Genomic DNA, 17,544 nt, shown 5'->3' with positions numbered 1-17,544 from the left:
TTTATGAAAAAACTTTACTACTTATTGGTTTTAATATTTATCTTCAGTAATTATGGATATGCTCAGGCAACCTATGACATAGTCATTGCGTATGAGCGTCAACCTACAGATGATAAAAATCAAGAATTTCAAAATAATTATTCAGTTTCAAGTGAATATCTGGGATTTTGTTTAACTGACTATCAAGGTAATACTATTAAAATCAAAAGCAGTGATAACACAGGGAACAGTTATATTAATGAGCTATATGGCTGCTGTTTCAAAATGCCGAACAGCTCACAAACCGTTCTACTAAATTATAAAAATGTGTCTGCTTATCAACCCTATTTTGTAGATTTTGCTATTGCAGTTAAGCTGTTTAACACTACTCCGGCAAACACTGTTGATGATGGTGGAGATAATTTAGAATTTGATGAATTCATAAATCCTGGTAAGAGTCAACTTTTGCTGGAAACTTATATGGGTAATTTTTATGTTCAGTCTTTTAAACCAAACGTGTCTATTGGATTCCCGGCTAACAGAAATCCAGCTACCGGAACAAAGACCCTTTGTGCAAATGAACAGTTCGGTGTATTTGCTTATCCGGAAGGTTTTCCTCCTGAAATTTATAACTGGCAATATAGTCTGGACAATAAGGCTACATGGCGTGATGTACCGGATGAATTCCATAAAGCTAATCCGAATTTTACCATTTTTGATCTTTTAGGAAATAATCATTTAAATTACATTGGAAAAACCATCTACTTCCGTATGGGGTATAATTCGATGCTTTTTGCCGGAGGAATAGAATTTCCATTATTCTATTCATCCTGTGCGCCACTTGTAGGCAATATTGAATATCTTCCTCCTTTTTGTAATGGCGATAATGTTCGCAGTGTTACCGTAACTTTTGACAGGGATTTATATCCTAATGAAGAATTGCATGATTTTCAGCTAAAAGCCGTAAATACAAGTACGAATCTCCCTGATAGTACACCGCCTATTGTTTATCCTTTTTTTACTGAGGGTGATCCAAACAATGGCCTGATTAAAAAACTTGACGAAAAAAGCCCTGGAATTTACAGTTATTCTATGTCAGATTTTAAAGGTTTAAATCCTAATGCGACCTATCAAATACGCTATCAGGCTTTTGATAATAATATAAATAAAGGTTTGGGGATTTCAATTGAGGAACTGAATATCAAATACAAAGAACCTGAGCCTGTCATATTTGAAATTGTAGAAGCGGATAACCCAAAATGCGCTAATGATGCTGTAGAAGTCTCCATTGATGTATCCGGTGGCACGGGCAGTTACCTCTTTTATGTTGATGGAACGGAACAGAAAAATCCAAAACCTGTAAAAGAAGCTGATGGCTATTATCATATTAGAGGATTGATCCCAACTGCAGTAAATAGTATTAAAGTGACTGATGAAAATGGCTGTATTGAAAAATAATTATATTATGAAAAAGATTTATTTTATACTTATATTAGGTTTTTTCACAAAAGGTTTAGGACAAACTGTTCCAAGCTACACTTACTTATTTACTCAAACCATTACCGACAATATCAATTATGAGTGGTATACTTATGATGAGTATTTATACAATCCATCTGGTGGATCTAGTGTTAATCTTACAGGACCGGACAGGTTTTATTTAAATTCACCAAGATCAACTTATGTGAATTACAATGTACCTGTAGACTTGAATACAACTACCTATAGGTTTTCATTATGGGGCTACATAACATTTGGCGGTGAATTAGATGATTTTTATAATGTAATTTCTATTCAGGACTTAATAAAAGGCAGTTTATACAAACAGTTAAGAGGTGAAGCATATGCTGAGCTAACGCCCAACGACTTGGCAATATCAAACTTAGGAACAACTGAGGTTTGCGCCGGAGAAATGCTAAATTTAGTGGCAACTCCCGGGGGATTTCATAACTATGTTTATCATTGGCAATATTCTTTAGATGGTCAAATTACCTGGAATGATGTCCCGGAAAAAGTTGTAGGTGGACACAACATGACCAATACAGAAGTTTCAAGGTTTTCTGTTTTTGATTTATTAGGACAAGACCACAAAAATCATTATGGTCCAATTTACTTTAGAATTGGGTATAATCAAGACCGGATATTCTCTACCAATACAATTCAAATTCATTATAATCCCTGTGCACCAACTGTTACCGATGTACAATACAAAGGGCCTAATTGCAGCGGAGAGGGTATTCAAAAACTGGAGATTACATTCGACCGAGAATTGGATAGTAATAAAGACGAAAATCTTTATCAATTGTATGTCAGGGAAACTATAAACAATCCTCTTCCTATCAAATCAACCCCTATGTTTTCAGTAAATAATGTTACATATCCTGCTGGTTCTAAAATATATTCCTATTCTAATTTATCCAATTTTACAAGTTTAGAGAGCGGTCGTCAATACGAAGTTTTTTATCAGGCGCAAGTTAAACATCCTACTGTTCCTAATTCTTATATATTAAAAGGTGTTTTGGTTGGCTCAAAACCTTTCACCTATAATGATCCAAAGCCGCTCACTTTTAAAGTCAGAGCAGATAATCCAAAGTGCCATGATGGCAAGGTTGATATCACTATCGAAGCCGATGGCGGTACTCCTCCCTATTATTATGATAATCTGAATGGAGAAACTGAAATTGTCAATGGGGTAACTCAGATAAACAGGATTCCTTTTGATGTCCTGAATCCAAATAAAAAAACCGTTACGATACAACAGGTACAAGCAAAAGAATACAACATCAGAATAACTGATGATAATAAATGCATTGAGCAATAATCCTAAAATAAAAACTATGAAAAAACATTTACTATTATTATTGCTTATTACAAGTTTTTGGGGTTATTCGCAAACTCAGGCTACCGTTACTCCTACTGCTGTTAATGGTGCAAGAACTGTTACTTTTGTGAATCCTGCTCCAATTGAAATTGATGGAGAGCTTAAGAAAACAGACGCGACAGGTTTCGGTTTGGCTAATGGCACTTTAAACATTGTATTTAAAGGAGGAACAGGCAGTTATGACTATATATGGACGAAAGACGGATTATCCATTACAGCTATAACTGACTGGTCAAAATTAGCACATGGAGAATATTCTATAAAAGCAAAAGATAAAAACAATGGCTGTGAAAGTGTGGCTTATCCTTTTGTAATAGGCCAGCCGGATAAACTGGAAGTTGTTATAGATGGTAATAGCATTTCATGTCATGGAAAAAACACCGGAACACTTTCTATAACTAAAAAATTAGGAGGAACAGTAACTACTGGCTATACCTATAAATGGTTCAAAAGCAACGGAAATACTTTTGACGATACAGGTTTAACCGGAGAATTTATTTCTAATGGTTTATATACAGGAACTTATCAATTAGAAATAACAGATAACGCATCCCCTGTCAATACAGCATTATCAAATACATTCCTTATCTCCGAGCCCTTAGCTGCAATATCTGTTGCAGAAAGTAAAACCAACGTAAGCTGTAATGGCAGCAGTGATGGTACCATTTCACTTACCATCAGCGGTGGTACTTCAGGATATTCTATCCTTTGGAGTGATAATATTACCACAACTTACACAGCTGGACAACCCGACAGGACAGGATTATCTCCAGGAGATTATTCTTATACTATTACCGATACAAAAGGCTGTATTTATAGTAGTGCTGCTGATATAAAAATCACAGCCCCTCCAGCAGTAATTATTACCTCTATAACTCCAACACAGCCATCCGGTACTAACAGTAATGATGGAAAAATAACTATCTCTGCTTCCGGAGGAACAGGTACTTACACCTATTTACTTACGAAAGGCGGAATTACATCATCACACAGCAGTAATATCATTACAAATCTCGTAAATGGCACCTATGAGGTTGTTGTAAAAGACAATAATAATTGTACTTCACTACCTTCGATAGCAAAATTAGAAGCATTAGCAATAACTTTTGTCAGCCAGCAAAATGTAAAATGTTACGAAGAAAATACAGGTACAATAACTGTACAGGCATCGGGAGGGACTCTTGCCACTAATTCTACTTACCAATATCAATGGTACAAAGATGCCACCAAAATAGATAACGAAACAAATGCAACAATAAATAATCTTGGAGGAGGCTCTTACTCTGTTCAGGTAATGGATGATAAAATGGTACCTGTGACCTCGGATATTTATACTATTATATCTCCATTGCAGCCGTTATCGGTTACAAGTAATGCCGCAACCCAGCAACAAAACGCATCCTGTAATGGCGGTAATGATGGAAAAATAGAAATTAATGTTACAGGAGGTACACCAACATATACTTACAAATGGGCTGACGGACCCACCAGCAAAGACCGATACGGATTAACAGCAGGAACTTATTCTCTAACTGTTACAGATGCTAATGGATGTACACAAAGCCTCAATAATATTATAATTGCAGATCCATCTAAAATAACTATTTCATCTCCGTCTATAACCCATGTTGCTATTAATGGTCAAAGTACCGGGTCGATTATTTTCCCTTCTGATCCTTCAGGCGGAAATGGTGACTATACTTACCAATGGACATCTAATAATGGTTTTTCAGCAAGCATAAGGGATGTTATTGGATTAAAAGCAGGAATCTATTACTTAACAATTTTAGATAAAAAATTATGCCAATCTATACAGTATAATTTTACTGTTCTTGAAAAAACAAAACTGGAAGTAACTATTAAAGAATCTGCTTTTATAAAGTGTAACGGAGATTCAAATGGTCAACTGGTCGCAGAAGTAACAGGAGGAGTTGCTCCTTATAAATACAGATGGGAAAAGAATGGCGCTACAGTATCCGGAGAAAATTCAGCAAGTCTTTCAGGTATAGGCTTTGGCGATTACAGCGTTTTTGTAACAGACAGTGCGAATCCTGAGCCTGGCCCTTTTGCCAATGCCGAGCAGCTCAATTTCAAATTAAAACAGCCTGATAAGCTAAAAGTATCACTTGCCAAACAAACCAATGTTTTATGCTTTGGTGCGGCAACAGGTGCTATCGAAATTACAATTGAAGGAGGAACTGCACCGTATACCCAACAATGGACTAAAGACGGTGTAAGTTATACCGGGAATTTAAATCAGCTTGCTGCCGGTGAATATAATGTAACTGTTAAAGATGCAGTCGGACATGAATGTACTGCAACTCTTACCGATGCTGTTAAAATTACACAACCTACTGCTCCATTACAGATTTCAAGCACAGGACCTGTACATTTAAAAGGTTTTGAAACCAATGATGGAAGTATAAGCGTTACTGTTTCAGGTGGAAAGCCAAATTATAGTTATGAATGGCGAAAAGGCACTGCAATGGCAATAATTGGTACAAATTCTTCCATAACCAATTTAAGTGCCGGAATTTATCATTTAATTGTAAAAGATGCCAATAACTGTACGCTTCCCGAAATTGACTATACTGTTACCCAGCCTGATAAGTTAGAAGTGGTAAGCTTAACCCAGACACCTTTTACAAATATTCTTTGTAAGGGAGACTTGTCAGGTGAATATACTATTATTGTTAAAGGTGGTGTAAAAGAATATAGCTTTGAATGGCTGAACACTTCAACCGGAAAACAGTATACTTCAATCGAAACTATTTCAATCTATTCAACCGCTTCAAAAGCATCAGGATTGGGCGCGGGTAATTATGTAGTTTCTGTTAAAGATGCAAACAGCAATGCTCTTTTTGGCACCAATACCTTTACAATTACTGAACCGGATAAATTAGCTTTTACATATACAAAAGAAAATGTTTCCTGTTTTGGAGGAAATAATGGAACAATTAAACTCAATATTACCGGCGGAACAAAAGATACTGACCTTGCAAAACCTTATTCAATCATTAGCAGTGGAGGAACAGTAGATAATCAAAACGGAATTATTTCAGGGCTATCCGAAGGAACTTACACAATAAAAGTAACAGATATAAATCTTTGCGGACCAGTTGAACAAACTATTCAGATTAGTCAACCTGCCAAATCAGTAATTATAGAAGAAAACGCAACTGTTACGCCAAGTACCGGTTTTGGTTTAGCAACAGGAAAAATAGAGATAAGCGCAGTTGGCGGAACATTACCTTACAACTATCAATGGAAAAATAATGCAGGACTAATTGTAGGTACAAATAGTCCTTCTTTAGTCAATGTTGTTTCCGGCAATTATAGTATTGTCGTAACGGATTCAAATAACTGTTTTGATTCAAAAACATATACAATAGAACAGCCTACAAAACCTGTACTTACAGAAACACATCTGCAGCCTAAATGTAATGGTTTATCAGGTTCATTACTTGCGACGGCCAATGGCGGAGCGGCATATAATCAGATTCAGACATCCCGAATTTATACCTACAAACTAAAAAATAAAGCCACGGCTGCCGTTACGACGATAAACGGAAACACAGCAAACTTTGCCAATATAGTTGATGGAGATTATACCCTTACTGCGACAGATGCAAGCGGAATTGATTCTAATAGCATTGATGTACAGTTTAAACAGCCTGATCCAATTGTAGTATCTTTAGTTTCAAAATCCAACGTAAGATGTTTTGGAGATAAAGACGGAGCAATTACTATTTCTGTATCTGGCGGGACCCCACTTATAAACGGAACCCCTGAATACAATTATCGATGGAAAAAGAAAAATACAACCAGTAATAATTACGAAAACTTTACGCCAACGTCATTAAATACATTCCCTGCAGGTATATACGCTGTTGAAGTCCGTGATGCAAATTTCGATGACAGCGATGCTGCACATTGTATTGGCATTTTGGAAGATATAGAAATTACTCAACCTGCTGATTTTGGCTTTGATATTGAAAAAATAATATACAGTAACCCAACTGCCGTAAATGGTAATGACGGTTCCCTACACTTTGAAATTACAGGTGGAAAGGCTAACTACGAATATAAATTTTACACAAAAAATGCTGCAGGAGCCGAAACAATAATACAAACAATTTCCAACAGCCCATTAATGACAGCTGATTTTGCAGGATTGATTAAAGACCATTATTACATTTCTGCTAAAGATGCTACCGGATGTATAAAATATGCAGATTTTGATTTCAGGGACAATCCTTTAACCATAAGTGTAAACCAGACTCAAAATATTAGCTGTTATGATGCCAATAATGGAACTATAAAAGCAAATGCTAACGGTGGATTTGGCCAAAAAAAATATACATGGTACTGCAACAATGTTTTATTACCTAACGAAAACCAGGATGTACTTCTTAATGTAAAACCAGGTATTTATTATGCAGTAGTAAAAGACTCTAAAAAGGTAGAAGTGACCAGCAATGCTATAAGCATTACACAACCAGATCCTGTAGCATTTTCAACAATACAACAACCTGTAAAATGTTTTGGAAACAGTAATGGTCAAGTTACTTTGACAGCTTCCGGAGGAAATGGAACTTTTAGATACCGCTACTCTTCTAATAATGTATTAATCAAAGACTGGGAGAATTTCTCTAATGGAAAGACTACTATTATTGCAGATTTAGCCGAAGGAGATTATTCAATTGAGGTAGAAGATTCACAACAATGTCAAAGTACAAAGGCAACTGTAAAAATAACATCACCTACTTCATTAATCATCAGCAATACTATCATTACACCAGCTACCGGAAAAGGGCTAAGCAACGGATCAATTTCCATAACTGCTCAGGGAGCTAACGGCCAATATAGTTATCAATGGTACAAAAGTGATAATACCAGTGCTAATCAAACTGCCAGTACGGCCATAAATTTGGCTGCAGGAAAATATTATGTTGTTGTTTCAGATATTAAGGGCTGTAATTTGACCTCTCCTTTGATAGAAGTGACCGAGCCGCCAATTTTAGAAACCACTATTGCAGTTCAAAATGTTGTTTTATGTAACGGGGATAAAAACGGAAGCCTAAAACCAACAACAACAGGTGGATTTTTAAAGTCCGGAGATAGTTACACTTATCAGTGGTTTGAAAACGGAAATCCAACAGCTCTGGCATCTACTGCGGTTTTAAGTGCTATTGGTAAAGGGGCTTATTATGCAATTGCTACCGATTCTAACGGCAATAAAGCTACAAGCTCAATTTTAGTTGTAACCGAACCAGCAGTTCTAAGCAATATGCTAACATCAGATTATATGCTTTGCGGAGATCTTAATGACTGGACCATAAATGCAACACCATCAGGAGGCACCCAGCCTTATAATTATTCATGGAATACAGGAGCGAAAACGGCCAGCATACAAAACGTTCCTCCCGGAAATTATTCTGTTTTGGTATCAGACAGCCATGGATGTACAATTACAAAAATGATTACATTAACTGCACCGGCTCATTTGGATGCGACAGAAAACATAAAAATTCCAACCTGTTATGGTGGTTCTGATGCAACAATTGTAGTAAAACCTGTAGCCGGAATTGCTCCCTATACCTATTCATGGAATACCGGAGAAAAATCAAATACCTTAAAAAATGCAGCAGCCGGAGATTATACTATCGAAATCACCGATTCTAAAGGATGTATTATTTCGAGAACTTATACTATTGCAAATCCTCCTAAGGATGTTATAGATCTTGGCAAAGACGTAACCTTATGTTTTGATCAGACTTTGACCATTAATGCTACGATCGACGATGACAAAGCAACCTATTTATGGAAATCTGACAAAGGTTTCTCCAGTAATAAAGCTATGATTACGGTTTCTGAGCCTGCTAATTACACAGTCACAGTAACCAATAAATTAGGCTGTGAAGCTACTGATACAATTCAGATATTTAGTCAAAATACAGCTATCAGTGCTGAATTTGCAATGTCGAGCCAAGTATTCAAAAATGAGAAAATTGTAATTGTAGATATCAGTAATCCTGCTGCTGATGAAATCGAATGGGTTTTACCGGCGAAAGCAAACGTTGTCACTAAAAATAAGGATTATGCCGAAATCAGTTTTAGTGAAGCCGGAGAGTATGAAATTACTTTAAACACTAAAAAAGGAAATTGCACCGCTTTCCAGACCAAACAAATTCTGGTTACCGAAGGAGAATACGAAGAAAATCCTGATGACGAGCCTATTACTGAGAAAAAATTTGACCTGAAAATTTATCCGAATCCATCACAGGGAATTTTTACAGTAGATGTAACACTTGATAAAGTTATGCCTGCCCACGTAAAGGTTTATAATTTAAACAACAACCTGCTTATTGATTCTAAAACTGAAGAAGGAAAAGATAATTATCTGTTCAACTTTAATTTAGGCGGACTGCCTCCGGGGCTTTATTTTGTATTGTTTGAATCTCAGCAAGGAAGTAAATTGAGAAAAATCATCATTCAATAAACTTTAGTTATCCAACAGCAGACATCAATTTCAATAATAATGAGATCTCAAAAAGCAAATGCTTTCAAGTTTGACACTCACAGCATATAAAGAATGACATTAAAAAAAATATTATTTCATACAATCCTGGTTTTTATAAGTGCATTTGGTTTTTCCCAAAACTTTAATGTTCAGGAATTGGGCAAAACCAAACTAGTCAATGTAAGTGGTGGTGCAACTGCCAATACTGTTTTCTATTCAGGAAATGCTACAAGAGAACCTTTCAGTTATTTCCTAAACGGAAACATTAATATAAATGTAGCAGGCTTATACAATTTACCTTTTTCATTTTCATATACCAATCAAAAACTGGGTTATGGGAAACCGGTACTAATGAACCGTTTAAGTATCCACCCGTCCTATAAATGGATTACCGGGCATATCGGAGATGTCAGCATGACCTTTTCTCCTTATACGCTGAGCGGTCATCAATTTTCAGGAGTTGGTGTAGATCTTACTCCACAGGGCAACTTTAAAATTAGTGCCATGTATGGGCGATTATTAAAAAACAGTGAGTATAACAATCTTTATCCGGAAATTGTTCCAACTTACAAAAGGTTAGGATATGGTTTTAAAACATCATACGCTTTTGAAAAAGTAAATCTGGGTGTTACCTTTTTTAAAGCAAAAGATGAAGCAGGCTCATTATCAAACCCGATTCCTTTTGAATTGGGTGTAACACCAAAAGACAATGCTGCTATAAGTATTGAATCTTCTTTTAAAGTACTCAAAAAATTGCAGGTTTTTACAGAGTATGCCAACAGCAGCATAACGGAAGACTTGCGTGCTGAGGGAAATGGAAAAGAATCCGGTATTTCTTCCTTCTTTTTAAATAAAAACAGCACTACAAGCAGTTACGACGCCTTTAAAGGTCAATTGACCTATCCAGCCGGAAAAGGAACCCTTGGAGTTGGATATGAAAGAATCGATCCTAATTACAGAACATTAGGAGGTTATTATTTTAATAATGATCTGGAAAACATTACTATAAATGCAACTCAAAATATATTAAAAGACAAAGTTTCATTAGCCTTAAACCTTGGACTTCAAAAAGATAATCTGGACAAACAAAAACAAAGTCAGATGAAACGTCTTGTATCTTCTATTAATGCTGATTTCAGAGCCAATGAAAAGTTAAACCTAAATATAAACTACTCTAATTTTCAATCCTACACCAATAGCCGAAACCAGTTTGACTATATCAATCAGGTTTCTGACTATGATTATCTGGACACCTTAAACTTCAGACAGGTAAATCAAAACGCGGCTATTAACATCAATTATTTATTAAAAAACGACAAGCATTTAAAAAAAGCCATAAACGCTAATTTTTCTATGCAGGATGCTGTAAACCAACAACAGGGCAAAACAATAGAGGGTGGTGCTTCAACATACTACAATTCAGGTATTGCCTATACTGTAGGTTATCCTGAAAAGGATTTAAACTTTACGGGATCTTTAAATAATACGTACGGGAAAACTGATTCCGGAACGAACCTCATCATCGGACCTACTATTGGGGCTTCAAAACTCTTTTTTGACAAAAAACTGACCACAAATGCCTCAACAAGCTACAATACCAGTTATAACAATGGTGATAAACAAAATGATATCATTAATTTCAGGCTAAACGGATCTTATATTTATCTTCAAAACCACAACTTTAATATGAGTGTAATTACTTTATTCAGTAATTCATCAACCCAAAAGAATAATGATCTTACAGCTACCTTTGCCTACACTTATTCATTTGATAAAATTAAAATGCGTCCGAAAAGAGAGCCTCTCCCTGAAAATGGAGATAAAACAGTTTCTGAACCCATTTTAAAAATCAATTTTAAAAATCAAATATTCGAAGGTACACGTGATCAAATTATTGCGCAATTGAAAGAAATGCAACTCACATTACATTCTTTACCTGCAGAATCAACTAACAATTTAGAGCATCTACTAACGCTTGCCTCCCTTACCCCTGATGACAAAGAACTAAAAGAAAAAGTGATTGATTATCTGGAAGCGTACACAGCAGAAAAGGAAAATTTAGAAAAATATAACAACTATTTTGTTGAAGCGTCCCAAAAGCTGGAAAATGAAATGAACCAAAAAGATGAAGCTCTTGAAAATAATTATACCGCTACGCTTGGAAGAGTAAACAGCCATGCCTTACACGGTGTAAATGAAGCTGATATTACCAATCGAACCAGTTATAATTCCTATTTAAAACTGGTAGATAGAAACGAAAACAGCCGCAACCAGCTAAAAAATCATCGATGGATGCTGCGTGAAATGGCGGTACTTTCTAAAATACCTTCAAAGGAAATTCAGCAAAATGAAAATGCAGCCGAATTCAGCAAACAAAATATTGAAGACATTTTTAAATTGATCAAAGAAAAAAAGAATGCAGCCGAAATAGTGGGCGCCATCGAACTAAAAATAATTCCGTTTTATCATGATCTGGCCGTTAAGAATGCTTCAAATGATGAAATTGATTTAAAATATATTCAAAAATAAAGTACATCCTAAGATATTAAACTGACAAAATAATGGATAAACCATACTTCCCCAAAATGCTAAAAAAACTATACCTGTTTCTATTACTGATAAGCTCTTTTGTTGGCTTTGAGAACTATGCGCAGAGTTATCCGATATCGGTATCAACCCAAATTAAACAGCCCTCGCCTATTTATCTGAGCCATTATGCAGATCCATCGACAATCAATAGTCCGATAAAAATACAAATCGTCCTAAACGATTTGACCATTTCAAACCGACAGGTAAAACTGAAAATTTATTTTCAGGGCAACGGAATTTCGTTTAATACCAATGATTTTGTTACGGGTGCACGCCCGCTATATCTTGAAGGAGGAATTCCTTTACAGTTAACCAATGTAGATCTGGCTCCTTACTTTGAGTATCAAAATCTATTGGGGCTAACTCCTAATCAATATGCACAGCCTTTACCGGAAGGGCTTTACAATATTTATGTAGAGGTCTATGATTTTGCTACTGGCAAAAAACTGTCTAATAAAACCGGAACAAATACTATTATTTTTCAGAACGATCCTCCGTTTTTAAACCTTCCTTTGAATAATGCTTCTTTTATGCAGCAAAATATTCAGAATATTGTTTTTGGCTGGACGCCAAGAAGCATCAATGTCAGTAATGTAGAATATGAATTTTCACTGGTTGAAATCTGGGACAAATATACTCCCGTTCAAAATGCATTTGCCTACTCTCCTCCGTTATATACCACCACCACAAGAAACACGACCCTACAATACGGCATCAATGAACCACAGTTGATTCCGGGTAAAAAATATGCGTGGCGTATCAAGGCTAAAGCTATTTTTGGTGCCGAAGAAATAGGTGTTTTTAAAAATAACGGTTACAGTGAAATTTTTTCTTTCGATTATGAAACTTATTGTACTGCTCCTCTTGCCATAGCAACTTCAGGAGTTAGTGAAAACCAGGCTAAAATAACATGGAGCGGTAATATTGATAACTATGACTATGAGGTAAACTACCGTGAAAAAAATGCAGATTCAGAATGGTATAAGCTCGTTACTCCAAGAGAAAACATCACACTCAGCAATCTAAAAGCAAATGCTACTTACGAATATACTGTTGGTGCGTCTTGTGAGGTTGGGAAATACACGCATAGCACTATTAAAGAATTTACAACCCTTGTTAAAGACGAAATTGCCTTTCAGGGCTGTGGTATCAAACCCGATCCTAAAGATCTGGCAAATAAAAATCCGCTTCCTGAGCTTTTCCCAAATGATGTCGTTACCGCAGGTGATTTTCCTATTGTAGTACTTCACAGTACCGGAAGCAACGGAACTTTTACCGGAGATGGTTATGTAACGCTTCCTTTCTTAGAGAAATTCAGAAAACTGATTGATGCCGCTGATGCTTTTGGCGGTGGAAAAACTAATATAGGGCAGTTCTCACGCATCAAGATTACTTTCAAAAATATTGGCGTAAATACTGATTTTAAATTGATTTCGGGTGAAATAGTTGCCAGTTATGACGCCAGTAACTGGGATAAAATGCTGGATGTAGATAAAATCACTAATGATATTGCAGGAAGTAACGGTAAACCTATTGAAGGCAAGTTAGCATATGAGGCAAAAGAAGACGGGGCTGTATTGAATCCGGATGGCAGTACGACCATAAAAGGAACTAATGGGGAATCGACCACATTGCCAAAATCAGTTTATGATCAGGTTTATATTGATAAAAGCGGAGATGTAATCAATATTCCGGCCAATGGCAGCGGTCAGCCTACCTTTATCAAATCTGCACAAGGCGGCAGAGCAATTACGGCAAACACCAATGGAGTTTCCAGCAGTGGCGAGGTTACACAAATATCCTCTGCCGATGTTTCCATTACTTTTGAGGATGCTCCTAAAGCCCTTTATGCTTTTGATGAACTTCCGGATAATGGTCCCAAAAAACTTAAAGATACTTATGAGACTCTTCCAACAAAAGACGGAAGTGTCTATAACGTCAACTATAAAGCTGTTTCAGATTTAAACGGTCCCGATATCTTAATCGCTGAAGCCGATTTTGAAAACGGAAAAACCAAAGACGATATTGTTTTTAAAACCAATACCGGAGCAGCCGTTGATGTAGAATGGAAAAGCGCTACGAAAGCCCAGATAAAACTTAAAAGAACTTTAAACTTCTCGAAAGAAAGTATCATTGCAACGGTAAAAGGTGCCAAAGAAAAAGATCCTAAAGACGCAACCAAAACAATTGACGGAAAATCAGACATTGCAGGTAAAGTCAATATCTGGCAATTAACCCAAAAACCTGTTATAAACATCACCCTTTTAAGTGTAAACGGAGCCAGTACTCCAGGTGAGGGTGAGGCAAAAAAATTCTTTAATGAAGTCTATAATAAAGTAGGGATTAAATTTGATGTTACTACCCAAAAGGTAGCCATTGGTTCATTGCCAGATGAAATACAATGTGGAGACAGTGGTCTTTTGGAAGTTTACACCAAAGACCAAAATAATATTATCAGTGAGATCGAATCCAGCACTGATTTCAAATACAACGATAAAACGTATTATGTTATTTATACGGATAAAGCCGGACAAAATAACTATAAAGGTTTTATGCCACTAGGTGGTCAATATGCATTTGTATTTAATAATGGTAATTTAAAAACTGCTGCACACGAATTAGGTCACGGTATTTTTGGCCTGAAACACCCATTTGAAACCGAGGCTGAATCAGAAAAAACAGACCTTTTAATGGATTATGATGAAGAAGGAACAAGACTCTCTCATAATGACTGGGATATTATCCACAGTGGTGGATGGAAATTTTATGGGTTTCAGAAGAGTTCTTCCGGGGGATTACTTGGTGGTTTTGCCCTTGCTCCTGATTGGAGCTTTGTGAGTAGCGGAGATCAAAATAAAGTAAAAGCTAGCGGAACAACTGATTCCAAAGGTTTTTTAAGAGGGATTGTTTCAAATGATATTACTTATGAATGGAAAGAGGATGCTAATGGTCTAGGAAAATACATAGATTCCAAAGGCAATGCTTATAATAATACTATAACTACCCCTAAAGATAACAGCAAAATATTTCTATTTTTTGAAAATCAAGGATCATTCGGTAAGTATATAAGAACAATTTATAATAAAGAATTAGCCGATATTATAAAATCAAAAAGTAGTGAAAAATTAAATAGTTATATCAAAAAAAATAGCACAGACGACCTATTTGTAAAAGAAGAAAACGAAAATAGAAATACCTATTGGGCTTATGTTAATTGTAGTAAATGCGATAGTCATGGAAATAAACCTGTAAATTATGTTTATTCAGAATATAAATCTGCCGGCGAAGTAATAAATATTTCAAGTGATAATAAATCAAAATTAGATAGCTTTTTTACGGCATTATCAGAAGTTTACGGTAAAGGTATTAAGGTCATTACCTATCCAAAAGGTTCTTCCAAAAAATCTGAGGCAGATGCAGACTATCAGGCAGAAGTAAAAGCAGGCAGAGCAGCTGTTGAAGTTGAAATTGATGCTAATGGCACGGTTACTAAAGCAGTATTTAATATAGAATCGATAATAGGAGTTGGTAATGTTTGTATAGCTAACCTTGTTGAAGCTAAAATAGCCCAAAAGAAAAAAGACAACCCTGATTTTGATACGGAAGGAATAGAAAGTGTCATTTTTAAAGTATATTATTCCATTCAGTCACTCGTGGAATGTACTTTAGGGGAAGAAAACAATAAAGACAGTTTTGTAGCTGGATTTTTATATGAATTTTGTCAAACATTGGATATACCTCAATTAATAGGAGGACTAAAGGAGTTAGGAGTAGGACTTGTAAAATATTCTTTGATAGAGCAACCCAAAGGTTATCTGCAACAAATGAAGAATATTATCGATATTTCTAAAAAATTAGCAGCCAATGAAGTTATTACACAACAAGATGTGATATCTGTTGTAATAAATCCAGCAGCTTATGAAAAATATAAACAAGTAAAAGAAGCTGCACATAACTTATACGGCATATTTATAACTAATGGTAACCCATGGCGCTATGGCAGACTAACCATGATGGTCGTGCCGGTTGTGCTAACACTGGGAGAATATTCGGCTGTTGTAGCAGCACGTTTAGGCGTAGAAGCAGTACAATTTGCAAAAATATGCAGAACCTTAAATAAGGTTACGAATTTAGGTTTTGAAGTAGCTGTATTTGGGACGGGAAAAATTCTTAAACCAATTGCAAAAGGACTTTCTACAGTTGAAAAAACAAGTAATGTAGTAACTAATAATTTAGATGAAATTGTAGCATTAACAGATGATGTTACTACAAATGAAACAATATTAGCAAGCGTAGCTGAAGATGTAGAACAGTTTCCTAAAAACGTAGTAGCATTAGGTGCAGATGACGTAACTAAAGCCCAACAATACCTTTCAAAAATAGGAAACTCAGGAGAGAAAGTGTATTTAATTGTACATGGTAGTGGAGAAACGTTTAGTGTCGTAAGAAATGGCATGTCAAATGTCGTTATGAACCACAAAGCACTAGCTTCTTGGCTCGTAAAAAACAATTTGAAAAACAAAAATATTGTTTTACTTTCGTGTGGTGATTTAAATGCTGCCCAAAATCTGGCCAACAAACTAGGTGGAACAAGCAAGGTTACCGCATGGGAAGGAGCTGTCGCCGTTTTTGAAAATGGTAGTATAAAAGGAGAAGGTATTTGTAAAGAGTTTTCTCCAGGCAATATAAGTAAAGTACTTTCTGAGTCAGAGATTCCTAAGGGAACTGCTGGTGTTGCAAGTGGTGAGAAAGTGGTTTTAGGAATTAATAATGGGGGGAAGGCTTCGTTACTCAATAAAATAGACAATTTTACCAGCCTTAAAACATGGATTAATACTTTAGATGATGTTGCAGATGCGAATTTAATTTCAAAATTAGATGGTTTAGATACAAGTTATTTAACGAAGTTGGAAGCTGATATCACTTCTGCTTCTAACGGAGCAGGACTAAAAACACTTTTAAAAGAAAGTCCGGACGATTTAACTGATATTTGGAAAACATTAAAAGACGACCCTAAATATAGTTTTGAATTAGCCAAAACAGGCGGTACACGTTGGGACAAGTGGGCAAAAGGGAATTTCTTTAAAACAGTAACCCAAGCAGGAAAAGATTTTGAGCAATTTGTTTCAAGTAATTTATCTGTTTTAAGAAGCAAGCTTTTATCTAAGTATCCAAATATTGACTTAAACGATTATGCTATTTTCGAGCAGGTTCAAATTAAAACAGGTCATATAGTAAATGGTGCAGATGAGTTTTTTGTAGCTGACTTTGTTTTAGTGAAAAAGAAAACTGTTTTAGGCCAAGAAATTTTAGACTTCGATAATGCGATTGTATTAGAAACTAAATTAAGCAGTTCTACGGCTCTAACGACACCACAAACCAATGCTTTAGCAAAGGTAAAATCAACATCCAACACTTTTGATATTAGAAGCATTTCAAGAAAAACGGATGATAGTAAATATTTGATTGGTACAGGTACTGATTCCAAAAGTTTAAAAATTACAGATTATATCAAGGTAAATAGTAATGGTGTGGGTAATACCATTCAAGATGTAAACTCATTAAAATAATA

5 protein-coding genes are annotated in these 17,544 nt (G+C 35.7%); all 5 read left to right on the top strand.

Translation table 11 applies throughout. From position 1 onward, the window contains the following. Positions 1–3 precede the first annotated feature (3 nt). The 5 genes from DMB68_RS02195 to DMB68_RS02175 all read left to right on the top strand — a co-directional run bounded on the left by DMB68_RS02195 (position 4) and on the right by DMB68_RS02175 (position 17,542). Positions 4–1,437 carry a hypothetical protein gene (locus DMB68_RS02195; protein WP_110345035.1) on the top strand — a complete coding sequence of 478 codons (1,434 nt, stop codon included), beginning with the start codon at positions 4–6 and terminating at the stop codon, positions 1,435–1,437. 7 nt (positions 1,438–1,444) lie between these two features. Further along, positions 1,445–2,800: a hypothetical protein gene (locus DMB68_RS02190; protein WP_124019380.1), complete on the top strand. Its 1,356-nt coding sequence runs from the start codon at positions 1,445–1,447 to the stop codon at positions 2,798–2,800. Positions 2,801–2,816: 16 nt separating this feature from the next. Further along, positions 2,817–9,362 (top strand): T9SS type A sorting domain-containing protein, encoded by a 6,546-nt coding sequence (locus DMB68_RS02185; RefSeq protein WP_165830077.1) that lies wholly within the window; start codon positions 2,817–2,819, stop codon positions 9,360–9,362. 93 nt (positions 9,363–9,455) lie between these two features. Then, complete coding sequence (locus tag DMB68_RS02180) at positions 9,456–11,912, top strand: TonB-dependent receptor (RefSeq protein ID WP_110345032.1); 2,457 nt, start codon at positions 9,456–9,458, stop codon at positions 11,910–11,912. Between the two features lie 32 nt (positions 11,913–11,944). Continuing rightward, complete coding sequence (locus DMB68_RS02175) at positions 11,945–17,542, top strand: fibronectin type III domain-containing protein (protein WP_110345031.1); 5,598 nt, start codon at positions 11,945–11,947, stop codon at positions 17,540–17,542. The last annotated feature ends 2 nt before the right edge of the window (positions 17,543–17,544 follow it).

The organism is Flavobacterium hydrophilum (assembly GCF_003202405.1).
Classification (GTDB): domain Bacteria; phylum Bacteroidota; class Bacteroidia; order Flavobacteriales; family Flavobacteriaceae; genus Flavobacterium; species Flavobacterium hydrophilum.
This window is presented reverse-complemented; position numbering and strand designations above follow the sequence as displayed.